At 61.4% G+C, this 23,723-nt stretch carries 22 protein-coding genes; 9 read left to right on the forward strand and 13 right to left on the reverse strand.

The genetic code is table 11. The features are described 5' to 3' along the window. Positions 1-2: 2 nt before the first annotated feature. Positions 3-662 (forward strand): response regulator, encoded by a 660-nt coding sequence (locus AO356_RS23870; protein WP_060741855.1) that lies wholly within the window; start codon positions 3-5, stop codon positions 660-662. Continuing rightward, the gene (locus AO356_RS23875) at positions 662-2,029 is read left to right on the forward strand and encodes an ATP-binding protein (protein ID WP_060741856.1); all 1,368 of its coding nucleotides are present in this window, start codon (positions 662-664) and stop codon (positions 2,027-2,029) included. The genes AO356_RS23870 and AO356_RS23875 overlap by 1 nt, the downstream gene beginning before the upstream one ends. A 45-nt stretch (positions 2,030-2,074) precedes the next feature. On the opposite strand, the gene AO356_RS23880 is transcribed toward AO356_RS23875, so the two are convergent. The 8 genes from AO356_RS23880 to AO356_RS23915 all read right to left on the reverse strand — a co-directional run bounded on the left by AO356_RS23880 (position 2,075) and on the right by AO356_RS23915 (position 9,009). Continuing rightward, entirely contained in the window at positions 2,075-3,166 is a 1,092-nt protein-coding gene (locus AO356_RS23880) for an ArsO family NAD(P)H-dependent flavin-containing monooxygenase (protein WP_060741857.1), read from the reverse strand. Positions 3,167-3,261: 95 nt separating this feature from the next. Further along, on the reverse strand, positions 3,262-3,450 hold the full coding sequence (locus AO356_RS23885) for a YgaP family membrane protein (RefSeq protein WP_060741858.1): 189 nt from the start codon (positions 3,448-3,450) through the stop codon (positions 3,262-3,264). A 13-nt stretch (positions 3,451-3,463) separates the two neighbouring features. Next, on the reverse strand, positions 3,464-3,883 hold the full coding sequence (locus AO356_RS23890) for a DUF6691 family protein (RefSeq protein ID WP_060741859.1): 420 nt from the start codon (positions 3,881-3,883) through the stop codon (positions 3,464-3,466). 2 nt (positions 3,884-3,885) lie between these two features. After that, the gene (locus AO356_RS23895; protein ID WP_060741860.1) at positions 3,886-4,320 is read right to left on the reverse strand and encodes a YeeE/YedE family protein; all 435 of its coding nucleotides are present in this window, start codon (positions 4,318-4,320) and stop codon (positions 3,886-3,888) included. 43 nt (positions 4,321-4,363) lie between these two features. Beyond that, positions 4,364-4,696: a TSUP family transporter gene (locus AO356_RS23900; RefSeq protein ID WP_305891268.1), complete on the reverse strand. Its 333-nt coding sequence runs from the start codon at positions 4,694-4,696 to the stop codon at positions 4,364-4,366. A 65-nt stretch (positions 4,697-4,761) separates the two neighbouring features. After that, entirely contained in the window at positions 4,762-5,241 is a 480-nt protein-coding gene (locus AO356_RS23905; protein ID WP_060741861.1) for a hypothetical protein, read from the reverse strand. A 37-nt stretch (positions 5,242-5,278) separates the two neighbouring features. Beyond that, positions 5,279-8,026, reverse strand: a complete 2,748-nt coding sequence (locus AO356_RS23910; protein WP_060741862.1) for a cation-transporting P-type ATPase — start codon at positions 8,024-8,026, stop codon at positions 5,279-5,281. Positions 8,027-8,085: 59 nt separating this feature from the next. After that, a complete protein-coding gene (locus tag AO356_RS23915) occupies positions 8,086-9,009 on the reverse strand; it encodes a universal stress protein (RefSeq protein ID WP_060741863.1) in 924 nt (307 codons plus the stop codon). 257 nt (positions 9,010-9,266) lie between these two features. On the opposite strand from AO356_RS23915, the gene AO356_RS23920 reads away from it, so the two are divergent. Beyond that, positions 9,267-10,517, forward strand: coding sequence for an MgtC/SapB family protein (locus AO356_RS23920; RefSeq protein ID WP_060741864.1), 1,251 nt, complete (start codon positions 9,267-9,269; stop codon positions 10,515-10,517). 100 nt (positions 10,518-10,617) lie between these two features. Then, positions 10,618-11,529 carry a universal stress protein gene (locus AO356_RS23925; RefSeq protein ID WP_060741865.1) on the forward strand — a complete coding sequence of 304 codons (912 nt, stop codon included), beginning with the start codon at positions 10,618-10,620 and terminating at the stop codon, positions 11,527-11,529. Positions 11,530-11,580: 51 nt separating this feature from the next. Here AO356_RS23925 and AO356_RS23930 read toward each other — a convergent pair whose 3' ends face one another. After that, positions 11,581-12,144: a GNAT family N-acetyltransferase gene (locus AO356_RS23930; protein WP_060741866.1), complete on the reverse strand. Its 564-nt coding sequence runs from the start codon at positions 12,142-12,144 to the stop codon at positions 11,581-11,583. A gap of 245 nt (positions 12,145-12,389) precedes the next feature. Here AO356_RS23930 and AO356_RS23935 point away from each other — a divergent pair, with 245 nt between their 5' ends. From AO356_RS23935 to AO356_RS23950, 4 genes are all read left to right on the forward strand, one after another. Further along, positions 12,390-13,283, forward strand: coding sequence for a universal stress protein (locus AO356_RS23935; RefSeq protein WP_060741867.1), 894 nt, complete (start codon positions 12,390-12,392; stop codon positions 13,281-13,283). A 213-nt stretch (positions 13,284-13,496) separates the two neighbouring features. Next, the gene (locus AO356_RS23940; protein WP_060741868.1) at positions 13,497-15,869 is read left to right on the forward strand and encodes a phosphoketolase; all 2,373 of its coding nucleotides are present in this window, start codon (positions 13,497-13,499) and stop codon (positions 15,867-15,869) included. A 66-nt stretch (positions 15,870-15,935) separates the two neighbouring features. Beyond that, positions 15,936-16,826 (forward strand): universal stress protein, encoded by an 891-nt coding sequence (locus AO356_RS23945; RefSeq protein ID WP_060741869.1) that lies wholly within the window; start codon positions 15,936-15,938, stop codon positions 16,824-16,826. Between the two features lie 100 nt (positions 16,827-16,926). After that, the gene (locus AO356_RS23950) at positions 16,927-18,282 is read left to right on the forward strand and encodes an MBL fold metallo-hydrolase RNA specificity domain-containing protein (RefSeq protein ID WP_060741870.1); all 1,356 of its coding nucleotides are present in this window, start codon (positions 16,927-16,929) and stop codon (positions 18,280-18,282) included. A gap of 331 nt (positions 18,283-18,613) precedes the next feature. On the opposite strand, the gene AO356_RS23955 is transcribed toward AO356_RS23950, so the two are convergent. From AO356_RS23955 to fnr, 3 genes are all read right to left on the reverse strand, one after another. Continuing rightward, entirely contained in the window at positions 18,614-19,153 is a 540-nt protein-coding gene (locus AO356_RS23955; protein ID WP_060741871.1) for an Hsp20/alpha crystallin family protein, read from the reverse strand. Between the two features lie 88 nt (positions 19,154-19,241). Then, on the reverse strand, positions 19,242-20,735 hold the full coding sequence (arcD, locus tag AO356_RS23960; protein ID WP_060741872.1) for an arginine-ornithine antiporter: 1,494 nt from the start codon (positions 20,733-20,735) through the stop codon (positions 19,242-19,244). Between the two features lie 130 nt (positions 20,736-20,865). Continuing rightward, the gene (gene fnr / locus AO356_RS23965; protein ID WP_060741873.1) at positions 20,866-21,618 is read right to left on the reverse strand and encodes a fumarate/nitrate reduction transcriptional regulator Fnr; all 753 of its coding nucleotides are present in this window, start codon (positions 21,616-21,618) and stop codon (positions 20,866-20,868) included. A 192-nt stretch (positions 21,619-21,810) separates the two neighbouring features. Between fnr and AO356_RS32225 the strand changes: the two genes are divergently transcribed. After that, positions 21,811-22,002 carry an Lpp/OprI family alanine-zipper lipoprotein gene (locus AO356_RS32225; RefSeq protein WP_237140832.1) on the forward strand — a complete coding sequence of 64 codons (192 nt, stop codon included), beginning with the start codon at positions 21,811-21,813 and terminating at the stop codon, positions 22,000-22,002. Between the two features lie 78 nt (positions 22,003-22,080). On the opposite strand, the gene AO356_RS23975 is transcribed toward AO356_RS32225, so the two are convergent. Then, a complete protein-coding gene (locus AO356_RS23975; RefSeq protein WP_060741874.1) occupies positions 22,081-23,424 on the reverse strand; it encodes an OprD family porin in 1,344 nt (447 codons plus the stop codon). Between the last annotated feature and the right edge of the window lie 299 nt (positions 23,425-23,723).

Consider the following 23,723-nt stretch of genomic DNA (forward strand, 5'->3'; position numbering starts at 1 on the left):
GTGTGCGTTTATTACTGATCGAAGATGACGTGGCCTTGGGGGAGGGCATCCATCAGGCCTTGAGTCGCGAAGGCTATACCGTCGACTGGTTGCAGGACGGCAGCAGCGCCTTGCATTCGCTGCTCAGTGAGACTTTCGACCTGGCGGTGCTTGACCTTGGCTTGCCACGCATGGACGGCCTGCAGGTGTTGCGGCGCTTGCGTGACAGTGGTTCCAACCTGCCGGTGCTGATCCTCACCGCCCGCGATGCCACCGAGGATCGCATCGCCGGGTTGGACGCCGGGGCTGACGACTATCTGGTCAAACCCTTCGACCTGGCGGAACTCAAGGCCCGGCTACGGGCCCTGCTGCGCCGCAGCGCCGGCCGCGCCCAAGCGTTGATCGAACATGCCGGTATCAGCCTGAACCCCGGCACCCAGCAAGTCAGTTACCAGGGCAAGCCGGTGGCCCTGACGCCCAAGGAGTATCAGTTGCTCCATGAACTGCTCTCGCCGCCGGGCCGCGTCATGACTCGCGATCATTTGATGCAGTTGCTCTACGGTTGGAGCGAGGAGGCCGAGAGCAACACGCTGGAAGTGCATATCCATCACCTGCGCAAGAAATTCTCCACCGACCTGATCCGCACCATTCGCGGTGTCGGTTACCTGGTGGAGGAGCGCTGATGAGTTCGATCCGGCGGCGTACCCTCACGTTGATCCTCGGCCTCTTGTTTCTTGGCCTGTTGATCATCACGGTATTCAACCTGCATGACAGCAACCACGAAATCGCCGAGGTCTACGATGCCCAATTGGCGCAGAATGCCCGGCTGCTGCAGGGTGTGATGCGCATGCCGATGGCGAGCAAGGAACACGCCGAACTGTATCAGGCGTTCAATTCGGCGTTGGGGCAGGCGGTGCCTAAAGTCGACGGTCATCCCTATGAAAGCAAGATCGCTTTCCAGGTCTGGAACTCACAAGGTTCGGTGCTGGTTCATACCACCAGCGCACCGTCGTTCACCTCACCCCCGGTTGCGCCCGGTTTCAGCGAGATCGTGGACCAGAAGAACCGTAAGTGGCGGGCGTTCGTCCTGGACGACGCGCAATACGGGTTGAAGATCTGGGTGGGCGAGCGCGACGACGTGCGTGCCGACCTGGTCGACCGCATTGTTCGTCACACCGTCGTGCCCAACCTGATCGGCAGCGTGGTGCTTGCCGCCGTGATCTGGCTGGCCATCGGCTGGGGGCTCAAGCCCCTGGTCGACATGGCGGCTAAGTTGCGCGCCAGGCATCCCGGTTCCCTGGAGCCCTTGCAAATGATGCCGCTTCCTACCGAGCTTGAGCCCATGCAGGCGGCACTCAACCGTGTCTTGGCGCAGATCCAGGAGGTGATGGGCCGTGAGCGGCGTTTCATCGCCGACGCCGCCCATGAAATGCGTACGCCCTTGGCCGTACTGCGGGTGCATGCACAGAATCTGATGGAGGCGGGGAGCGAGCAAAGCCGTCGCGAGTCCCTGGAACACCTGATTGCCGGGGTCGACCGCACCACGCGCCTGGTCAACCAATTGCTCACCATGGCACGGCTTGAACCGCAGGCAGGCGTTCCGACGCCTGCGGTCATCGACCTGGCCGCCACGGTTCGGGCGAGCCTGGTGCAAATGACGCCCTGGTTGTTGAGCAAGGGGCTCGAGCCGGTGCTGGATGTCAGCGATGACATCGGTCCGGTTCGAATCGACCCGGTGGCCATCGATATCGCCTTGAACAACCTGGTGACCAACGCGGCCAATTTTTCTCCGGCCAACGGCACGATCACCGTACGCCTGGCCAGGAAGGGCGATCACTACGAGCTGTCTGTCGAAGACCAGGGGCCGGGTATAGACGAGGCCGAGCGTGAGCGGCTCTTCGAGCGGTTCTACAGCCGCGGCAATGACCAAGGGGCGGGGTTGGGGCTGACGATCGTACGCACCATCGCGGATCGTCTGGGAGGGCACATACGCCTGGAGAATCGCACCGAGGGTGGGCTGTGCGCGACCTTGGAAATAGGGCGCTTCTAAGCGATTTTCCGCTGCCATGACAGGTGGCCGATCCCGTGCGGTGCTTCAAGCAGGCGCATCGGCCATGGATTGCCGGGCGAGAAAGTCGACTATCTCGCCAACCGTGCTGCGTGCCGTGCGTGTAACGCCAATCAGGGTGGCGGACGCCGACCCCGTCCACTCGCCGTAGCCGACCAGCCACAGCCTGGGCTCTTGTATCGAGCGGGTGCCCTCGACCTCCACACGGCCGTCGTTGTTGAGCACCCCCAGCGCATCCAGATGCTGTAGGGCGGGCCTGAATCCGGTGCACCAGATCACCACGTCCACGGCTGATTCGCGGCCGTCGGCCCAGATCACGCCGTTGCGGGTAAAGCGCTCGAAAGGCCTGACGGCCTGAAGGACGTTGCGTTCACGGGCCTCGACCACCGGCGGCACCATGACGATGTCACCCAACCCTCCCACGGGTTGATCAATGACGCGACCTTCCTGCTGGGCCTTCCAGCGCTCGGTGGCGCGCTCGAACAACACGCGCCCATCGACCTCGTCAGGAAGGAACAGTGGTTCGATGGGGGTGACCCAAGTGGTCTCGGCGATTTTCGACACCTCGGCCAGAATCTGCGCGCCTGAATTGCCACCGCCTACAACCAGGACCTTCTTGCCAGCGAACGGGGATGCCTCGACATAGTCCGCCGAATGCAATTGCTGCCCAGCGAACAAGGCGGCATCAGGGTAACGAGGGATGTAGGGGTTGCTCCAGGTGCCCGTTGCGCTGACCACGACCCGGGCGTCCCAGTGCTTCTCGGGGGTGTGTACCCGCAAACCCGTTGCTGTGCGTTCCACACGCGTGACCTGTACCGGTCGCACCACGGGAAATCGATAGCGCTGTTCGTACTGCGTGAGGTAGTCGATCACGTGGTCTCGCGACGGATAGCCATTCTGTGTGGGGGGCATCATCCAGCCGGGGATCGAACTCCATGTAGCCGGGGAAAAGAGTCGCAGCGAGTTCCAGCCATGCCGCCAGGCACCACCGGGTTCTTCCTGGGCGTCGAGGATGACGAACGAGAGAGGCGTACGCCGCAGGAAATAGGCCACCGCCAAGGCCGCTTGGCCGCCACCGATGATGATTACGTCAAATGTCTCGGGCTGTGAGCAGGGCATGGCGGCGAATCCTTCGGTTGAGGGAGCCCGTTGCAAGGCTCCAAGAGGGGCTTGCAACGTCAATGGCCGCTCCAGGAGAAAGGCCGTTGTGCGCTTCAGCAACGTTTGCAGGTCTTGATGCCCAATAACGAATAGAGCGGACAGAAGCGAAAGATACCCGTGGCCAGTGGCACCAGGCCAATCCAGCCCCAGGCGCCGATCGAGCCCGTCAGGGCCGGAATTATAAGGACAAGCCCCACGGCAATGCGTGCGCCCCGGTCAATGGTTCCAATGTTGGCTTTCATGGCAATCTCCTGATCAATGGACACGCCGGGTTTCCAGCACGGTGAACAACCACATGCCCGCCAACATGGCCAGCATGAAGACAAAGGCTTGCCAGTGTCCGGTCAGCAGGATGGCCACGGCGGGGCCAGGGCAGATGCCGGCGATGCCCCAGCCGATACCGAACACCAGGCTGCCACCGATCAGGCGTGGGTCCAGTTCTCGCTTGACCGGCAACTGCATGGGGCTGCCCAGCAGCGAATGAGTCTGTTGGCGCGCCCAGGCCAGCGGGACGATCGCGCTGCCAATCGCCCCGATCATCACCAGCGCCAGGGACGGATCCCAGGCGCCGGCCAGGTCCAGGAAACCCAATACTTTGTTCGGGTTGGCCATGCCTGCCAGGAGCAGCCCGAAGCCAAAGAGCAGGCCGGCGATGAATGCCGTCAGTTTGCGCATGTTCAAACCCCTATCACGTGACGCAGGACAAATACCGTGGCGAAACCGCTGAGCATGAAACACGCGGTGGCGACCATCGAGCGCGGTGACAGGCGTGACAGGCCGCACACGCCATGGCCACTGGTGCAGCCCGAACCGTAACGAGTGCCGACACCCACCAACAGGCCCGCGACAGTGAGGCCGAACCAGCCGTTCTGGAACTCGATCGGTGGCAAGGAGGCAAACACGCCCCATACCAGCGGCGCGACGAGCAGGCCCAGAAGAAACAGAGCCTTCTCGCCCAGCCCTTCGCTGCCACGCTGCAGCAGGCTGCCGATCAGCCCACTGATGCCGGCGATCCGGCCGTTGGCGACCACGAACAGGCTGGCCGCCAAGCCAATCAACATACCGCCGGCAAGGGATGACCAAGGCGTAAAGTTGAGCCAGTCAAGATTCATCAGCGTTCTCCGGTACACAATCGTTGATATTCCACTATGCGATTCAACCCAGGGCTTTTACCAGCAGCGCGGCCGCTACCAGCGTCGACACAAGGGCGAAGCCATCTTTGCAGATGGGTTCCGGCAACTTGGCAGCGACCAGGCGCCCGCCGAGCATGCCGACGATGGCCCCCATGGAAAAGGGTAGCGCTATTGGCCATTGCAGGTGGCCTGTCGCCGAGCTCGTCAGCACCCCTGACAGGGCAACCCAAGCGATAACGGTCAGCGACGTGGCGAGCACCGATTGCGTGGTCAGATTGCTGTACCGTTGGCGCGCCGGAACCACGACGAAACCACCGCCCACGCCGAGCAGCCCGAAAAGCACCCCGCCGACCACGCCCTAAGTCGTGAGCACCCACGCGCAAGGGCCGGTCCAGTTAGGCGCTGCCCTGGGAGACCGGTCTAGGGAGATGGCGTCCCCATGTTCTGCTGGTGCTGCATCATCTGTTCCATCATCATTTGCTGCATGCCCATGTAGTTGTCCATCATGTACTGGTGTTGCTTCATCTGCTCAGGCGTCATCCGGGAATAGTGGTTGCCCATTTGTTTCCAACCCATCATCGGGCCGTGTCCCTTCATATGGCCGCCCATCATGCCGCCCCCCATCATCCCATTCATCATCTGCATGCTTTGCTGCATCATGGCCTGGTGATCTTGCATGAGCTTCTGGCGTTGCGCCGGATCGGTGGTTTTCTGGATCAGGCTCATTTGCTCCTGCATCTTCTTCAGGTTTTCCTGGGCTTTCGCCATCTGCTGATCAAATTGTTCAATGCTCATTGATGGCGGCGTCGGATTGGCGGCGTCGGTGGCCTGCTGGGCAAAGGTAGGCGTGGGGAAAAGCACCGCGGTCAGGGCGAGGGCGGCGAGTCTGGATGCGTTCATGGTTCAGGTCCTGGCGGGGTGGGTAGGGGAGTGATCGTCACGGTTGACGATCGGACTCGCTTAAACGCAGTCGAAGCTGTTTTTCAATTTCGATGATGGCGAACAGCGCAATGCCCACCGCGATGATCAGCAGTCCATCCATGAAGGGCACCGCTTGGGTGGCGAACACGGTTTGCAGCGGCGGCGCGTAGGTGATGGCGAATTGAGCGACGGTCACCACCGCGATGGTCGCCCACACAACCTTCGTACCCCGAAGGCCCTTCCAGGTCAGTGACGTGCCGTAGAGATTGCGGATAAAGAACAGGTGGAAAATTTCCATCACGACCAAGGTGTTCACTGCCAGGGTGCGGGCCAGTTCGACGGAGTAGCCTCGGTCCAGGGCATAGGTAAAGATGCCGTAGACACCGCACAGGAACAGAATGGAAACGAGCACCATATGCCAGACCAATGCGCCGCTGATCAACGGCTCCTGTCGTGAGCGCGGTGGCCTGCGCATGGTGTTGTCTTCGGTCGGTTCGAACGCCAGCGCGATACCCAGCGTGATAGCGGTAATCAGGTTGATCCACAGGATCTGTATCGCCGTGACTGGCAATGTAAGGCCAAACAGCAGCGCGACAATCAGGGTCATTGTCTCGCCCGCGTTGGTGGGTAACGTCCAGCTCAGCACTTTCTTGATGTTGTCATAGACCGTGCGGCCTTCACGCACAGCGGCGACGATAGAGGCGAAGTTATCGTCCGCCAGTACCAGGTCCGCGGCTTCCTTGGCTGCTTCACTGCCTTTGCCGCCCATGGCGATGCCGGCATCTGCGCGCTTGAGCGCTGGCGCGTCGTTGACGCCGTCGCCGGTCATGGCCACGGTCATGCCGTTGAGTTGCAGCAACGTCACCAGCCGGAGCTTATGTTCGGGGCTGGTACGCGCGAAGATGTTCACTTGCTTGAGCGATTCCCTGAGGGTTGCATCGTTCATTGCATCCAGGTCAATGCCCGTCAGTACCTTGTCGGGGTTGTCCAGGCCGATCTGATCAGCGATGGCGCAGGCGGTGCCGGCGTGGTCCCCTGTGATCATTTTCACGACAATGCCGGCCGCCTGGCATTGCTTGATCGCCTGGATCGTTTCCGGGCGGGGCGGGTCGATCATCCCGACCAGGCCAAGCAAGGTCAGTGTCCCTTGCACATCGGCAAATTCCAGGATGGCGTGTTCGGGTGGGACGGACCTGACGGCGAGCGCCAACACGCGTTGGCCTTTGCGGGCGATGGCATTGGCCTGCGCGTGCCAATAGTCGGTATCGAGCGGGGCCGTTGCCCCCGTGCTGCTACGCTGGCATGTGCACATGGTCAAAACCTGCTCCGGCGCGCCTTTGACATAAATCGCGGCTTGTCGGTCATGGTTGTGATGCAGCGTTGCCATGAAGCGGTGTTTAGCGTCGAACGGAATGGCATCGGTGCGCGCCCAAGTGCCGCGTTCCTCTTCACCGTTGATACCGGCCTTGGCGCAAAACACCAGCAATGCACCTTCCATGGGGTCTCCTTCGACCTTCCAGGCGTCTTCGTGCTGCCTCAAGCTCGCGTCATTGCAAAGGCTGGTCGCGCGCCCGAGTTCGGCCAGCACCGGGTGGTGAGAGGTGTCGATCAACTGATCGGCAAGGTTCATGTTGCCCGAAGGCTGATAGCCGACCCCGTCGACCGTGAAGGTCAGGTCACTGGTGACGACGGATGCCACCATCATCTCGTTACGGGTGAGGGTGCCGGTCTTGTCCGTGCAGATGACCGATACCGAGCCCAGGGTTTCGATGGCCGGCAGGTGCCGAACGATGGCGTTGCGATGGGCCATTGCCCGCACGCCCACCGCCAGGGTGATGGTGAGTACGGCGGGCAACCCCTCGGGTATGGCCGCGACCGACATGCCCACCACGACCATGAATATCTCGGTGAAGACGTAATGCCCGACAAAGTGGCCATAAGCGAGTAGCAGACCGGCGATCAGCAAAATCAATAGCGTCAGCCAGCGGGCGAAGACGTCCATTTGCTGTATCAGGGGCGTCGTCAGCGGCTTCACTGCCGACAGCAGGTTGCTGATGCGCCCGATTTCAGTCGAGGTTGCGGTGGCGACGACGACCCCTGTTGCTTGGCCGCAGGTCACCAGGGTGCCACTGAAGGCCATGCAGGCACGATCAGCCAGGGCTGCTTCGATGCGCACCGGTTCGGTATTTTTTTCAGCCGGTGCGGATTCTCCGGTCAGGATGGCTTCCTGGACCTGGAGCCGATTGGCATGCAGCAGGCGCAGATCCGCCGGGACTTTGTCGCCAGCCTCCAGCAAGACGATATCGCCGGGTACCAGTTCCTCGCCTGCGATGCCCAGGCGTTCGCCGGCACGTATCACCGTTGCGCGGGGCGCCAGCATGTTGCGGATGGCATCCATGGCCTGCTCGGCCTTGCCTTCCTGGACATAGCCAATGATCGCATTGACCACCACGACGGCAAGAATGACCACCGTGTCCCACAGGTGTTGCAGCGTTGCGGTGATTGCAGCGCAACCGAGCAGTACATAAATCAGGATGTTATGAAATTGCAGCAGAAATCGCTGCCACGCTGGCCGCCGGGCTGACGCTGGCAACCGGTTGAAACCCGTACGCTCAAGCCGGGCCTGGGCTTCGGCGATGTCCAGCCCGGCTTGCTCATCGACACCCAGGTGTTTGAGTGCCTGTGCGGCGGGCAACGTGTACCAGGCCAGGCCCTGCGAGGGCGTTGTCGGGTGCGCCGCAGGTATGTTGCTCGGTCGGTTCATCAGCCGCGCTCCTGTGGGTACGGTGCGGTTGTTCTGCGGGTCATCTGCGCAACTGCACCTCAGCCAATTCGCTGCGGCGCAATCACCCACAGGCTGCAGGGCATTTTGTACAGCAGGCTTTCCACTGTGCTGCCGATCAGCTTGTCCAGGCTGCCGTAGCGCACGCGCCCCATGACGATGACGTCAATGTCATGGGATGCGGCGTAGCTCGCCAACACCTTGGCCGGGTCACCCATGATCATGCGTCGCTGGTCCGGGGCGATGCCATTGCGTTCGGCCAGTGCATCGAAGGCGGCGCCCTGGGATTCGTAGAGCTGGCGGGCCAGGGTCGAGGAGAAGAACATCGAACCGTTGCCGAAACCGTATTCGGCGGCGGTAATGGACGAAAGGTCATAGGCGTAGATGACTTCCAGCGTCGCGTCGCAGCGGGTGGCCAACTTGTTGGCTTCGCTCAGGATACGGTCATTGAGGCCTTCGTAGTGTCCGTCCTGATGGAACGGGTCGATGGCGGCCAGGATCTTGCGCGGACGAGCGTGGGCGACCTTGTTGACGAAGTGCAATGGAACTGCGCATTCGCGCAGCAGGTGCACGTCCAGCGGTGTGAACATCAGTCGGGAAAACCATGACTCAGGGTCCACCGACTTGATCAGCGCAGCCATCGGCGCTTCCTTGAGGTGGACCAGGATTTCCTGCAAGGGGCGCTCGACCCACGTCACTTCTGTCGTGACCTCGATGCCGAGGTTGCGCAGGGGCCTGGCCTGTTCCTCCAGCCACTGCCGATGGCGCTCGATGTAGCCCAGGCGCATCTGCTCCAGTGCTTGTTCGTTTACCAGGCCCGCCGTGGCCAGGCCTTCGAGGTAGTCAAACGCGACAATATGCAGCGCCGCGCCTTCGGCCCTGGCCAGTGCGGCGGCCCGGTCGAACGCCGGGCTGTGTTCCATCAGTGGCGAGACGACCAGCATCAAGCGTGATTGCGTAGACATGACAAACCTCCCGGGCAAGGACCTGTTGGCGCCGGGCGACGTTTCGCGCGGCGTGGTGTCTGTCATCGATCATGAGCGTCATGGCGCCCGGTAACTTGATTTGCATCAAACACGCTTCAAAGCGTTGCGTTGAAGGCGGCAACGGCGCGGCAATCGCGCTATGTTTGAGCATGATCAGTCGCCCCAGGGCCCGAGCGCAGTCGGCTCGGGCCTCTGGATTGAGTGACAACCGCAGGCAGCGCCAGAGAGCCGTGACCATGACTGAAACCCTGGCTTTCGCCAATGCCGCCGCCGCGCTGGGAATCGGCCTGCTGGTGGGGCTTGAGCGCGAACGGCGCAAAGGCGAGGGCGACAGGCGCGACTTCGCCGGCCTGCGCACCTTCGCCATCACGTCCGTGCTCGGCTACCTGGCGATCCAGGCGGGCGGTCCCTTGTTGCTGGGGGGCATGACCCTTGCCCTGGGCGCATTGGTGACCGTGGCCTATTGGCGAAATCTCGACAAGGACCCGGGGATTACCAGCGAGGTGGCGTTGTTCGCGGTACTGGCACTGGGTGCGCTCTGTGCGAGCGCCCCGGGCCTGGCGACGGCGATTGGCGTAGTGATTGCCGGGCTGCTCGCCAGCCGCCAGACGTTGCACCATTTTGCCCGCAACCAATTGACGGCCACCGAGCTGCGCGATGGCCTGGTGCTGTTGATCGCCGCGCTGGTCGTGCTCCCGCTGGCACCGGATCGATTCCTCGGGCCTTATGACGCAATCAACCTGCGCAACCTGTGCACCCTCACCGTCATGCTGATGGCGGTGGGTGCGCTGGGGCATGTCGCGGTTCGAACCCTGGGGACCCGCTATGGCTATGCCCTCAGTGCGATTGCCTCGGGGTTTGCTTCTGCCACGGCGACTGTCGCGACCATGGGCGGTATCGCGGTCAAAGAGCCGATCAATCTCAAGGTGGTGAGCGCCGCGGCGGTATTATCCAACCTGGCGACGGTGGTTCAAATGAGCCTGATTCTCGCAGCCGTGGACCCCGTGCTGCTGCGTTGGATGTGGGGGCCGTTGGTGTGCGGGATGCTGATGGTATTGCTCTACGCCGGCCTGCTGATGTTTCCCCGTCCAAGGGCGCGGGCCGATGAACCCATCAAACACGGCGGTGCCTTCAGCCTCAAGCTGGCGTTGACCATGGTTCTGGCAATGACCGGTATCACCGTCCTCTCGTCGGCGATGCTCGATGCGTTTGGCCAGGCCGGGGTGACCGTCACCGCGATTTTCAGCGGGTTGCTCGACGCCCATGCCTCGACGGCCTCCATCGCGTCCCTGGCCAAGGGCGGGTTGTTGCCCTCCGACGGCGTCGCCGTACCGGTGCTGATGGCGCTGAGCAGCAACTCCCTGAGCAAATGCGTCGTCGCCTGGCTCAGTGGCGGGCGAAGGTTCGCCGGGTATGTGATTCCCGGCCAGGTGCTGGTCACACTGGCGATGTGGGCAGGGCTGTTGCTCCCGAGTTTGTCAGCCTGAATGATGGCTGTTTGATGAAGATCAAGTCCTGTCTCGGGCAGGCGTCCATTCTGGAAACCTCAATCCTTTAAGTGGCTGTCGCCACGTGCCGAGGTGTTCCATGTCCCAGACTCAACGTTTGTTGTTATTGGCGCCTGACGCCATGATCCGTACGCCGGCGTTCGACCGCGCCACCGAGTTGGCCCTGGCGCTGGACCTGCCCCTGCATATTGTGGCGTTCGACTACCTGGAGTTGCTCTCGGTGGCCGGTCTGTTCGCCCCGGAACAGGTCAAGCAAGCGCGTGAGGGTTATCTGGAAACCCATCGGCATTGGTTGTGGCAACAGGCCGAACTGGCGCGCCGGCACGGCGTCGAGGTGACCTGCGAGGTGGTGTGGAGCAAGGATGCCTTCCAAGCCTTGCAGCAATACGTCAAGGAGATGCCGATGGCGTTGATCATCAAGGACGCGCAGCCGGAACCGGCGATGAAACGGGTGTTTTTCACACCCCTGGACTGGCGCTTGCTGCGTGACTGCTCGGTGCCGGTGCATCTGGTCACGGATTCGCGTCACCCGCGGCCTCGGCGGGTCCTGGCGATTGTCGATGTGCTGCGCAGCGAGGAGCAGGATCTGGTGTTCAACGACCAGATCGTCGACGCCGCGGTCAAACTGGCAGAACAATGTAATGCCCAGGTCGAGTTGCTGCACGTCTTCGATTGGACGGCTGTCTACGCCTCGGACATGGGCATTGGCGCGCTGCCCCTGGCCACCGGGCTCTATGAAGCGTTGGGCCAGGCCCAGCATGAGGTGTTCGAGTCCCTGGCCGAGCGGCATGGGGTCGCACCGCAGCAGCGCCACTTCATCGAAGGAGCGCCGCTGAACAGCATTTGCACGTTCGCCGCCGATCACCAGGTCGATGTCATCGTCATGGGCACCACGGCGCATCGTGGCCTGGACAGGCGCCTGGGCACCACCGCCGAGTTACTGCTGCAACGGGCGCCCTGCAGCGTGTTGGCGATCAAGCCGCAAGCGTGACGGGATCAACGCTGTGCGAGGCCATACCAAGACCTCGCGCAGCGTCCGGAGCTAAAGGTAGAGCCGGTGGATGACCTGCCGGGTGTCGTCGGGATCGCTGTGGGTTTCAAAACCCAGGCTATGGGCCAAATCCCGCATCGAGGCATTGCTGGCCGCATCGACGGAGTACATCTGGCGGTAGCCATTTTTACGCGCGGTGTCGATCAGGTGCTCCATCAGCAATGTCCCCAGCCCCAGGTGTTGCCAAGGGTCGGCGACCGTCACCGCGCACTCGCATTCGTGTTCCTGGGTCGCGCAATAGCGACTGACCCCGATCTCGATCAACTCGCCGTTGTCATGGACCAGGGCGATGTAGGCCATGCGCGTCTTGCAGTCGACGTCCATCAAATTATCGAGCAGCGCCGCGCCCGGCTCATTGATCTGCGCCAGAAAGCGCATGTGCCGGGACTCCGGTGACAGACGCATGATGAAGTCGTATTCGCGCTGGCGATCCTGCTCCCTGAGCGGGCGGATCAAGACATGCCGGCCGTCCTTGAGTGCCTGGATCCAGTGTTTGCCACTGATGCTGGCATACAGGGCAGCGGCGCGTTCGTTGTGGTCTTTGACAGTGAGCATGGTGCGATCCTCCCTCGGATGTACACGTGCGTGCGATAAAAAGCTACGCATTCGATAGTGTTCTACGCCCGCCACGGCGATCGATTCTGATCTGGATCAGTGCCCGCGTATCCGTCCGTCGATTGCCCTGCCTTTGATTCAGATCAAACCGTCCGGGGCCTAGATGGGCGCACGCTGAAGATCGTGCCGGAAAAGGCCGGTGCAAGGTTCTGGATTTCGTATGGGCAATCCGATGGAGGTGTGCGATGGGGCAATACCAGCGTCTGCTATTGATCGTCGAACCCGACCTGCATCCTTCTGCGGCGATGCGCAGGGCCTGTGCCCTGGCCCGGGCCAGCGGGGCTGCGCTGCACTTGTGCGCGTTCGTCCAGCCACCGGCCCGCACCCACTTATGGGGTGAAAAAATCGATGAAGCGAGCGTGCAGCGCTATTTGCACCGCTATCGTCGCTGGATGGTAGAAGAGGCGGCGCTGCTCAAGGAGGAAGGCCTGGATGTGACGACTCACGTGGTGTGGACGCTCCATCCGTTGCTGGAAATCCTGCGCTACGTCGAGCAGTTCAAGCCAGACCTGCTGATCAAGGACGTTACCCTTGAACCCTTGCTCAAGCGCGTGTTCGCCACGCCCCTTGACTGTCATTTATTGCGTGACTGTCCGGTGCCGGTGCACCTGGTCAACCAGGCGGTGCACAGCTTGCCGCGGCGGGTCGTGGCTGCGGTGGACCCCTCGGATCCCGAGGCCAATGCCTTGAATGAGCGTATCGTCCAGACGGCCACCGCGCTGGCCCGGCAGTGCGACGCTTCGTTGCATCTGTTGTACGCCTGCGACCTGTCGCCGGCCTTCAATGGCGAAGCCTCGTTGCTGGCCGGTGCTTGGGATGACGACTTTGCCGACGCCCTGCGCGAATCGCTGCATGCGGCGCTTATCAGCCTGGCCGAGCGCTGTGGCATACCGGCGGAGCGTCGGCACTTCGTCGTTGGCCTGCCGGTGCCGGTCATCCAGGAATTCATCGACGAATTCGAGGCCGATGTGGTGGTGATGGGTACTGTGCACCGCGCCGGTCTTGAGCGCTTGATTGGCAGCACGACAGAGCGTGCCTTGTATTCGGTGCCGGGCAGTGTGCTGGCGGTCAAGGAGTGAGTACGACGGCTCTGTGGACCTGTCCGCTCATCAGGCGCTCCAGCGTTTGGTTTGACTTGGACCAATGGGTAGCAGGCAAGGCCAGCGGCACCAGGGCATCGAGCAAGCACCTGGTATGACCTTAGCGTCCCTGGTTCTGATGTAAATCAAGTCACATGCCTTCCTGCGTTCCAGAATCAAGCATGGCAATCCTGTGTTTTTGCGGAGGACGTGATGAGCGATTTTCTCAGCCCCGACCAACTGGAAGGCATTGACGCCTACTGGCGTGCGTCCAATTACCTGGCCGTGGGGCAAATCTACCTCAAGGACAACCCGTTGCTGCGCAAACCGCTGCAACGCGATCATATTAAACCGCGCCTGCTGGGCCATTGGGGCACGACGCCGGGGCTGAACCTGATTTACGTGCACCTCAATCACCTGATCAAGACCCGTGACTTGAACATGATCCTGATCACCGGCCCCGGTCATGGCGGCCCCGCCATCGTCGCCCAGAGTTACCTGGAGGGCAGCTTCACCCAGTGTTACCCCTCGGTGGAGCAGAATGAAAACGGAATGCTGCGCCTGTTCCGGCAATTTTCCTGGCCTTATGGCTTATCCAGCCATGTCTCTGCGCAGATTCCCGGCTCCATCCATGAAGGTGGGGAGTTGGGTTATTCCCTGGCCCATGCCTATGGCGCAGTGTTCGACAACCCTGACCTGATCGTGGCTTGCGTCATCGGCGACGGTGAGGCCGAAACCGGCACGTTGGCGGCGAGCTGGCACTCCAACAAATTCCTCAACCCCAGGCGTGACGGGGCCGTGCTGCCCATCCTTCATCTCAACGGTTTCAAGATCGCCAACCCCACGCTGCTTTCGCGCATCAGTGAAGACGAACTGTCGGCCCTGATGTATGGCTACGGCTACGATCCTTATTTTGTCGAAGGCGACGATCCGCAAACGGTGCACCAACAGTTGGCCAGGACCCTGGACGGCATGTTGCTCAAGATTCGCGAAATCCAGCGCATGGCCCGCGCGGATTCGTCGGGACGTACCTTGGAGCGCCAGCTTTGGCCAATGCTGGTGCTGCGCACGCCCAAGGGCTGGACCGGTCCGAAATTCGTCGATGGCCAGCAGGTCGAAGGCACCTGGCGCGCCCACCAGGTGCCGCTGAGCCACTTCGAGTTGCCCCTGCATTTGATGCAACTGGAACAATGGCTCCAGAGCTACCGTCCGCAGGAGTTGTTCGACGACAACGGTGCGTTGCTGCCGGACATTGCCGCATTGGCGCCGACGGGACATCGGCGCCTGGGCGCCAATCCCCATGCCAATGGTGGCGTGCTCCTAAAACCCCTGGAACTGCCGCGGTTCACCGATTACGCCGTGCAATTCGGCGCGCCCGGCAGCGTGCAGGCAGAGGCCACCCGGGTGTTGGGCGGTTTTGTGCGTGATGTGATGAAGCACAACCTGCGGGCAGGCAATTTCCGTCTGTTCGGCCCCGATGAAACCGCCTCCAATCGCCTTGATGCGGTGTACGAGGTCAGTGGCAAAACCTGGATGGCGGCCCTGGAGGCAAACGATACGAACTTGGCATGCGATGGCCGGGTGATGGAAATCCTCAGCGAACAAGTGTGTGAAGGCTGGCTGGAGGGGTATTTGCTGACTGGCCGGCATGGGCTGTTTTCCTGCTATGAGGCGTTCATCCATATCGTCGATTCGATGTTCAATCAGCACGCCAAATGGCTCAAGACTGCCGCCCAGATCCCGTGGCGCGCGTCGATTGCTTCGCTCAATTACCTGCTCACGTCCCATGTCTGGCGACAGGATCACAATGGCTTTTCCCACCAGGATCCGGGGTTCATCGACCTGGTGGCGAACAAGAGCGCCGACGTGGTGCGCATCTACCTGCCAGCAGACGCCAATTGCCTGCTGTCCGTTGCCGATCACTGCCTCAAGAGCCGCGATTACATCAATGTGATCGTGGCCGGCAAACAGCCGGAATGGCAGTGGCTGGACATCGATTCGGCCGTTCGGCACTGCTCGGTCGGGATCGGTCGCTGGGCCTTTGCCTGCAACAACGACGAAGACCCGGATGTGGTGATGGCTTGTGCCGGTGACGTGCCAACGTTGGAAACCCTGGCCGCTGTCACGTTGCTGCGCGAATACGTACCCGACCTGCGCGTGCGGGTAGTGAATGTCGTGGACTTGATGGCCCTGCAACCGCCGCAACAGCATGCCCACGGGTTGCCGGACGCCGAGTTCGATGGGTTGTTTACCGTGGACAAGCCAGTGATTTTCGCCTTCCACGGCTATCCGTCGCTGATCCATCGGCTGGTCTACAAGCGTCACGGCCACGATAACTTCCATGTCCGCGGTTTCATGGAGGAGGGTGCCACCACCACGCCGTTCGACATGGCGGTCATCAACCACCTGGACCGCTACCAACTGGCGCTCGATGTCATCCAGCGCGTGCCACGCTTGCAGCCGCTGGTGGACAGTGCTCGGGATCGCTATTGGGCAACCATGGAAAAGCACCAGTTGTACCTCATCGAGCATGGGCAGGACATGCCCGAAGTCTTGAATTGGCGCTGGACGCCGACGCCGCAATGACGGCCAACATGCCTCATGGCATCGACGCTGCGCCGTGGTGTTCGAGCCCGACTTTGGAGACCCATCATGAGCCAGTACCAACGCCTGTTGCTGATCCTCAACCCGGCACAGCGTCATTCGCCCGCCCTGCATCACGCCGCGGCCCTGGCGGCGGCCAGTGGAGCGCACTTGCATGTCACCGCCCTGATTCCCTCGCTGGACATTCTTTCGCTGCTTGAAGAGGGGCCTCGTGAGGAAGCGCGGCAGAACTATCTCCAGGACCATCGCCATTGGTTGGAGGATGAGGCGGACAAGTTGCGCCGCCGTGGCCTGCGGGTCACCACTGAGGTGGAATGGGCCCAGAAGATGGGCAAGCAGATCCTGAAACACGTTACGCAGATCCAGCCGGACTTGCTGATCAAGCAGGTACAACACGAGCCCATGCTCAAGCGGGCATTTTTCACCCCGCTGGACTGGCAACTGCTGCGCAACTGTCCTGTGCCGATGTATCTGGTTGGGGCCACCGGTCATGCGCTGCCGCGTACAGTGGTCGCGGCGGTGGACCCTTCCAGTGCGTTTGCCCAGAACAGTGGGCTGAACGACCGGATCATCCGCCAGGCAATGGGGCTGGCCTTGCAGTGCGACGCCGAGCTGCACCTGGTTCACGCCTATGAAGTGTCGTCAGTCTATCTGGGGGATGTGGGCGGTGGCGGCCTGTCGCTGTCGCAGCTCAGCAAGGAACTGCGCAGGAGCCTGGAAAAAACCTTTCTGGAACTGGCGAACCTGTTTGGTGTGCCGGCCGAGCGCAGGCATTTTCTACTGGGGCATCCGGTCTCGGCCCTGAGTGAGTTTGCCCTGGAGCATGAAGTGGACGTGATCGTCATGGGGCGATTCCAGCACGACGATCTGCATGGGCTACTGGGCAGCACGACCGAGCACATCCTGTACCAGGTGTCTTGCAGTGTCCTGGCGGTGTGATGGATCGGACTCGACCGCTTAGCTGTTGACAAAGATCAACGGCAACGAGGTCCAGCAATGTGATTAATAGACTGACGATCGATTGCCCAGGAGCACCGCCATGCGCATGACATTTCTCGGGGCCGCCGGTACGGTCACCGGCAGCAAGTATCTGCTGGAACACGACGATCAGCGCATCCTGATCGATTGCGGCCTGTTCCAGGGCTACAAGCAATTGCGCCTGCATAACTGGGATCCCTTCGAGCTGCCGATGCGTGACCTGGATGCGATCGTACTGACCCACGCCCACCTGGACCACAGCGGCTACCTGCCGGTGCTGGTGCGTAATGGCTATCGCGGCCCCATCTATGCTTCGCCAGCGACCTGTGAGTTGGTGAAGATCCTACTGCGTGACAGCGCCCGCCTGCAGGAAGAAGAAGCCGAATACGCCAACCGCAAGGGGTTTTCCAAACACGCACCGGCCTTCCCGCTGTACACCCGTGAACACGCTGAACGAGCGCTGAAACTGCTGCGCCCGATTGCATTCGAACACCCGGTGGAGATCGCCCGGGGGATAACCATCTTGCTGCGTCGCGCCGGACACATCCTCGGTGCCGCGACGGTACAGGTCCAGGCCGCAGGGGTGACGCTGGTGTGTTCCGGGGACTTGGGGCGCCCCGAGGATCCGGTGATGTTCGCGCCGAAGGTCATCGAGCAGGCGGATGTCCTGTTGGTGGAGTCCACTTACGGCGACCGTCGACACTCACACGAGTCGCCGGAAGATCAATTGGCTGAGGTGATCACTCGCACCGCGTTGCGCCGTGGCATCACGTTGGTGCCCTCGTTCACGGTTGGCCGTGCCCAGTTGCTGATGTACCACTTGTATCGCCTGAAACAGCGCCGGGCGATCCCCGATATCCCGATCTATCTCAACAGCCCCATGGCCATCGACGTCACCCGGTTGTACCAGCGCTTTGGTGACGAGCACCGTCTCTCCAGGGAAGAGTGCGAAGGCATGTGCCACATCGCCCATCCGGTGCGCTCGGTCAAGGATTCCATGGCCCTGGACCTGCAACGCACCCCGGCGGTGATCATCGCCGCCAGTGGCATGGCCACCGGCGGGCGAGTGCTGCACCACCTCAAGAGCCTGGCGCCCAACCCCATCAACACCTTGCTGATGCCCGGTTTCCAGGCTGGCGGTACACGCGGTGCGAGGATTGTGGCCGGCGAGCCGGCGGTGCGCATTCATGGCAAGGATGTGCCGATCAATGCCGAAGTGGTGCCCATGCAAACGCTGTCGGCCCATGCCGATGCGGACGAAATCATGCAATGGCTGGGCGGCTTCAAGACACCACCCCGGCACACCTATGTCGTGCATGGCGAGCCCAATGCGTCCGATGTCTTGCGCCACCGCATTCACGACGAATTGGGTTGGTCGGTGTCGGTGCCGGAGTACCGCGATAGCGTCGAACTCTGAGCCACCGCCTTCGCGAGCAAGCTCGCTCCCACAGGGGATTTTCTGTGCCCACGGGATTTGTACCCGCCACGGTTCAGTGTGGGAGCGGGCTTGCTCGCGAAGGCATTAGTCCAGTCCCCATCATCGTCAGCTGACCCACCGCTATCGCGAGCAAGCTCGCTCCCACAGGGGATTTTCTGTGCCCACGGGATTTGTGCCCGCCAAGGTTCAGTGTGGGAGCGAGCTTGCTCGCGATAGCGGTGGTCGCTTCAACCACGCATTCGGCCTGAAATAGGCACAGGCAGGAAAAAGCCCCTCGTCGTTGGCCGGCGAGGGGCAGGGTTCAAAGCGATCAATCGGCCTTGATGGGCACGACCTTTTCCGCTTTCAGTGCTTCCGGTTTTTTTGGCAGTGTCAGCGTCAGCACGCCTTTGCTGAACTGGGCTTCGATCTTGTCGCTGTCGACGCCTTTTGGCAGGTTGAACACGCGTTCGAAGGAGCCGTAATGGCGCTCGGACAGGTGATAACCCTTTCTTTTTTCTTCCTTGGTGTCTTTTTTCTCCCCCTTGATGATCAGGTTGCCGTTGGCCAGACGGATTTCGATGTCTTTCTGATCCATGCCGGGCAACTCGGCGGTGATTTCAAAGCTCTTTTCCTTCTCGCTGATGTCAACGGCCGGCAGGCTGCTGGTGGAAAACTCGCGACGCCAGAAAGGCTCGACATCGAACAAGCCGCGACTGAAAGGCGAAAGCCCCGTGCCCCGGTTGAAATCATCGAACAGGCGATCCACCTGCTGGCGGAGCTTTTCAAACGGATGCCTGAGCTCAGGCTTGGCGAGAGGTGGAGCGTTTTCTTCGGTTTTGACCGGCATTTTCTTCACTGAATTGGACATTTGATTTTCCTCTTTGGTGATGTCCGGACGGGTACCTGGCCAGATGAGCAGATACCGTTGCCGAACGGGTCAATGCACGCTTGCGAACTTACAAAGACAGTTGGCCGGCCCAGAGCATCCAGCCGGCGAAGATCGCTGCCACCCAGATCACTATCAGCAGGCCCCAGCCAAAACCAGTGAGGGCCCGGCCTGTCCTGGCCCGTTGGGCGCTCAGGTAGATCAGCGAGCCGGGGGCATAGAGCAGGGCACTGAGCAGCATGTACCGGGGGCCGGCGGCGTAGAGCAGCCAGACGCAATAGCCCGTCGCGACCACAGCGATGGCCATGTCGCGCAGTTGCAGGCCGCGATGGCCGGCGTAGGTCTGGCCTTGCCAGGTCATTTTCAGTGCATACAGGCCACTGAACAGGTACGGCAGCAGGATCATCGAGGTGGCGAGTGAAATCAGCGCCAGGTAGCTGGCACTCGAATACAGGGTCAGCAGCAGGAACAATTGGATGCAGCCGTTGGTGATCCACAGCGCGTTGGCCGGTGCGCCATGTTGGTTTTCCGTGGCCAGCAGGCGTGGCATGACCTTTTCCTTGGCCGGGGTGAAGACCGATTCGGCTGCCAACAGCGTCCAGGCCAGCAGCGCGCCGCCCACTGACACAATCAGGCCAATACTGATCAGCACCGCGCCCCAAGGCCCGGTCACCGCTTCCAGTACACCGGCCATGGAAGGATTCTTCAGCGCGGCCAGTTCGGGCTGTCTGAGGATGCCCAACGACAATAGGGAAACGGCGATCAGCAGCAACAATGTGAGGATGAAGCCCATCACGGTAGCGCGGCCGACGTCGGCCCGTTCGGCGGCCCGGGCGGAGAATACGTTGGCGCCTTCAATACCGATGAACACCCAGACCGTCACCAACATGGTGCTCTTGACCTGGTCCAGCGTACTGCCCAGCGCCGGCGTGCCCCAGAAATCCACCATGAAGGTGTCCTTGGAGAACGCGGCAATGACCAGCCCGATGAACAACAGCAACGGCACCACCTTGGCGATCGTCGTCAGGGCGTTGGCCTTGGCGGCGGTGCGCATCCCGCGCAGGATCATCCAATGCAATGCCCACAGCACCACAGAAGCGCCGATGATCGCGGCCTTGTTATTGCCTTCGCCAAACAGGGGGAAAAAGTAGCTGAGCGCAGCGAACAGAATCACCAGGTAACTGACATTGCCGATCCAGGCGCTGATCCAATAGCCCCACGCCGAATTGAAACCGAGGAATTCGCCGCCCAGGGCACGGGCATAGGCAAACACACCGTTGTCCAGCTCCGGTTGGCGGTTGGAGAGGGTCTGGTAGACCAAGGCCAGCGAGAGCATGCCCACCCCGGTGATGAGCCAGCCGATCAGGATCGCCCCGGCACCGGCGCTGGCTGCCATGTTCTGGGGCAGGCTGAAGATGCCGCTGCCGATCATCGAACCGACGACCAGAGCGATCAGCAAACTCAGCGACAGGCGTCTGGGCTCGACCTTTCGCAAACTGCCGGCCAAAGGGTGAGGTGTGACGGTTGGGATGACCGGTTCTGTACCTTGCAGGTGCGTTGCCATGATCTAAGCCTCCATGAGACGGGAGGTTCGGTAACCTTCGTCGATGCAAAGGTTCGAACGCTGAGTCTTAATCTCGGCTTGGAGGCGTTGACGGGTATTGACGTAGATCAGATGTCATGCAGAGCAGGCATCACAGTTCCGCATGACGATGACAACCGGCGACTTTTTGCTTGAGGCCGGGCAAGTCCAGAATAGTGACATTGCGCCCATGCATGTCCACCAGTTCCTCCTGGCGCAGGTGGGCGATGCCCCGGCAGATGGTTTCCAGGCGCAGGCCCAGGTAGGAGCCGATGGCTTCGCGGCTCATGCGCAGCACGAACTCCCTGGAGGAATAACCTCGCATGTTAAGCCGCTGGGACAGGTTCAATAGAAACGCCGCCAGGCGTTCGTCGGCGTTCATGTTGCCGAGCATCAACAGCATGCCGTGGTCGCGCACGATTTCCTGGCTCAGGAGTTTGTTCAGGTTGTGCTGCAACGACGGTAAGTCGTGGGCCAGTTTTTCCAAGAGGTTGAAAGGCAGCGGGCAGACTTCGCTGTCTTCCAGGGCAATGGCATTACAGGCGTAGTGATCGGTGCTGATGGCGTCCAGGCCAAGCATTTCGCCTTGCATCTGGAAACCGGTGACCTGTTCGCGACCGTCTACCGAGAGGACGCTGGTCTTGAAGAAACCCAATCGCACCGCATACAACGAGCGCAGCGGGTCGCCGGTGCGATACAGCGCTGCGCCTTTCTTGACCTTCACTCGCTGGGCGATCAGGGTGTCGAGGCGCTCGACTTCACCGCCCGTCAGGCCAATGGGCAGGCACAGCTCAAGCACGCTGCAGTTCGAGCAGGCGGTCTTGAGGGCATGCACCCGCAGAAGTCGCGGTTCGGACTCGGCCATGGGGAAAATTCCTATAGTTGGAGCAAGCATAGAAGAACAACTCATCCACGCCTGTTTTTTGTCGCCTAAAGCGATACCGATTGTCGATTGGCGCAGTGGGGCGCGAACGATGGGTTGCAAACCTTCACTGTCGGTCTGCAGGACGACGCTGCTGCATCGTGGGCGGGCGTACAAAGGGGCAGTGACAGATCGATCAACGGCCTGGCGCTGTCAAACCAGTCGCTGGGGTCGGCGGAAAATAACGCCGCAACGGCAAGGCTCAGGGCGGATGAGGCCTTCAGGAAAGCTGAGCAGGCCGAGACAATGTCCGAGCAGGCCCAACGTACCGCCGAGGAGGCAAGCATCCGGGCCACTCGGATGACCGATAAGGCCTCGCGCAAGTAATCAGCGGATATATGGGGCATGGGCAACAGGCGGGCGCTGCGCGTGTTCGTCCACCTTCGGTTTCCTGACACGCGAGGGTCAGAACGGCCCGAGCTTGAGCGGGTACTCAATGACGAGGTACAGCCGGTCGATGTCATCGCCGCCCTGGCTGCTGTTGGCGCGATGGGTGACATGGGACAGTTGCAACGACAGGTCCTTGGCCGGGCCTGACTGCACGATGTAGTGCAGGTCCAGGTCGCGCTCCCAATGGCGTCCGCCAGCACCTTGTTGCGGACTGTAAGTGCCGGTGTCGGTATCGAACGGGTTGTAGGCACCGCCTTGGGGGGCATGGCTGTCGTCGATCCCGCGTCCAGTCACATAGCGGGCCATGAAACTCAGGCCGGGGATGCCCAAGGTGCCCAGGTCGAGGTCGTAGCGCGCTTGCCATGAGCGCTCGCCCGGGCCGTTGAAGTCGGCATATTTGATCGAGTTGGCCAGGTAGATCGAGTCGCCTCCGACGAAATCGAAGGGCGTGTCGCCGTTGATTTTCTGGTAGGCCAGGGTGAACGCCTGGGCATTGAACCGGTACTTGCCGCTCAGGCTATAGGCCGTGGTGTCGATGGCCCCGGCAATGGCCTTGCCATCGTCGCGGGTGTGATACAGGTTGCCGTCGAGGAACAGTTCGCCAACGGTGGCATGCAGGTTGGCATAGTACTGGCGCCAGGTATCGCTCAGTTCGGAGGCGTAGAGTGCACCGCCCAGGGCTTGGCCGGTGAACAGGTCGGCGCCGATGAAGTCGATGACGCCGTGGCGCGTCGTCGCCCCATACCCGGAAAAATCACCCTTGCCGGTCGAGGCGTCCTGATTCTTGAACGCACTGAAGTGACCCGCCTGCAGGTCGACCCCTTCGAACTCGCGGCTGGAGAGCAGCAGGCCGCTGGCGTATTCGGGTTGCAGGCGCTTGTCTGCGGTGTCGAATACCGGGCTCTGCACAGTCATTTCGCCGACCGCCAGGGTGGTGCGTGAGGCGTTGAATTTCAGCGCGCCGCCCGCACTGGAGTAATGCTCCTCGCTTCGCCCATTCTCATCCAGCGGCAATAATCCCGTTCCGGAATGCCCCTTGCCGCCGTCCAGTTTCAACCCCAGGAACCCGTGGGCATCGATGCCTACGCCGATCGTGCCGGGGGTGAAACCGGACTCGAACGAGGCGATGAAGCCCTGGGCCCATTCCTGTTTGTAGCTTTTGCCTGCCGGGGTCGGGGCGCGATAGTCATTGTTGAGGTAGAAGTTACGGCTGAGGACTTGCAGCGTCGCCCCGTCGAGAAAGCCAGGCGTGCTTTGCGCGAGTTCCGCTGCCATCGCCGGTGCGGTGCTGCTTGTGAGCAGGGCAAGCAGCCAGAGTGGCTTCAGGGCGGCGGTTGAGTGGTGGGGTGCAGGCAACATGCTTCATTTCCATGTGAAATTGGGCGGCGAAGGGGCGGTACTACGCGCAGCCAGTGGGAAATGCCCGGCGCACCGCAGGGTGGGCGGACAGCTTTGCGCTTGAGCAAACAGGTCTGGGCAGAGGGCTTCATTCTTGGGCGTGGGGCGCGAGCGTGCGAGTTAAACGTTGTTAATTGCGGGCGGCTGCGTCATTGGATTCACCATTCGTCAACGAGACACCCTGGCACTTCTTGACAGCCATCGAGCCTGGGTAAATACTCGCCGTGCATATTCATATATATGACTAGATAACAAGGTGA

Origin of the sequence: Pseudomonas fluorescens (genome assembly GCF_001307275.1) — a bacterium.
Classification (GTDB): domain Bacteria; phylum Pseudomonadota; class Gammaproteobacteria; order Pseudomonadales; family Pseudomonadaceae; genus Aquipseudomonas; species Aquipseudomonas fluorescens_AA.

Excerpts from the sequence above, each read along its gene's own strand:
- AO356_RS23890 (WP_060741859.1), bottom strand. The coding sequence starts at position 3,883 with ATGCGCAAACTGACGGCATTCATCGCCGGCCTGCTCTTTGGCTTCGGG.
- arcD (WP_060741872.1), bottom strand. The coding sequence starts at position 20,735 with ATGGCAACGCACCTGCAAGGTACAGAACCGGTCATCCCAACCGTCACA.
- AO356_RS23940 (WP_060741868.1), top strand. The coding sequence starts at position 13,497 with ATGAGCGATTTTCTCAGCCCCGACCAACTGGAAGGCATTGACGCCTAC.
- AO356_RS23920 (WP_060741864.1), top strand. The coding sequence starts at position 9,267 with ATGACTGAAACCCTGGCTTTCGCCAATGCCGCCGCCGCGCTGGGAATC.
- AO356_RS23895 (WP_060741860.1), bottom strand. The coding sequence starts at position 4,320 with ATGAATCTTGACTGGCTCAACTTTACGCCTTGGTCATCCCTTGCCGGC.
- AO356_RS23905 (WP_060741861.1), bottom strand. The coding sequence starts at position 5,241 with ATGAACGCATCCAGACTCGCCGCCCTCGCCCTGACCGCGGTGCTTTTC.
- AO356_RS23875 (WP_060741856.1), top strand. The coding sequence starts at position 662 with ATGAGTTCGATCCGGCGGCGTACCCTCACGTTGATCCTCGGCCTCTTG.
- AO356_RS23955 (WP_060741871.1), bottom strand. The coding sequence starts at position 19,153 with ATGTCCAATTCAGTGAAGAAAATGCCGGTCAAAACCGAAGAAAACGCT.
- fnr (WP_060741873.1), bottom strand. The coding sequence starts at position 21,618 with ATGGCCGAGTCCGAACCGCGACTTCTGCGGGTGCATGCCCTCAAGACC.
- AO356_RS23915 (WP_060741863.1), bottom strand. The coding sequence starts at position 9,009 with ATGTCTACGCAATCACGCTTGATGCTGGTCGTCTCGCCACTGATGGAA.
- AO356_RS23975 (WP_060741874.1), bottom strand. The coding sequence starts at position 23,424 with ATGTTGCCTGCACCCCACCACTCAACCGCCGCCCTGAAGCCACTCTGG.
- AO356_RS23910 (WP_060741862.1), bottom strand. The coding sequence starts at position 8,026 with ATGAACCGACCGAGCAACATACCTGCGGCGCACCCGACAACGCCCTCG.
- AO356_RS23885 (WP_060741858.1), bottom strand. The coding sequence starts at position 3,450 with ATGAAAGCCAACATTGGAACCATTGACCGGGGCGCACGCATTGCCGTG.
- AO356_RS23945 (WP_060741869.1), top strand. The coding sequence starts at position 15,936 with ATGAGCCAGTACCAACGCCTGTTGCTGATCCTCAACCCGGCACAGCGT.
- AO356_RS23935 (WP_060741867.1), top strand. The coding sequence starts at position 12,390 with ATGGGGCAATACCAGCGTCTGCTATTGATCGTCGAACCCGACCTGCAT.
- AO356_RS23925 (WP_060741865.1), top strand. The coding sequence starts at position 10,618 with ATGTCCCAGACTCAACGTTTGTTGTTATTGGCGCCTGACGCCATGATC.
- AO356_RS23880 (WP_060741857.1), bottom strand. The coding sequence starts at position 3,166 with ATGCCCTGCTCACAGCCCGAGACATTTGACGTAATCATCATCGGTGGC.
- AO356_RS23950 (WP_060741870.1), top strand. The coding sequence starts at position 16,927 with ATGCGCATGACATTTCTCGGGGCCGCCGGTACGGTCACCGGCAGCAAG.
- AO356_RS23930 (WP_060741866.1), bottom strand. The coding sequence starts at position 12,144 with ATGCTCACTGTCAAAGACCACAACGAACGCGCCGCTGCCCTGTATGCC.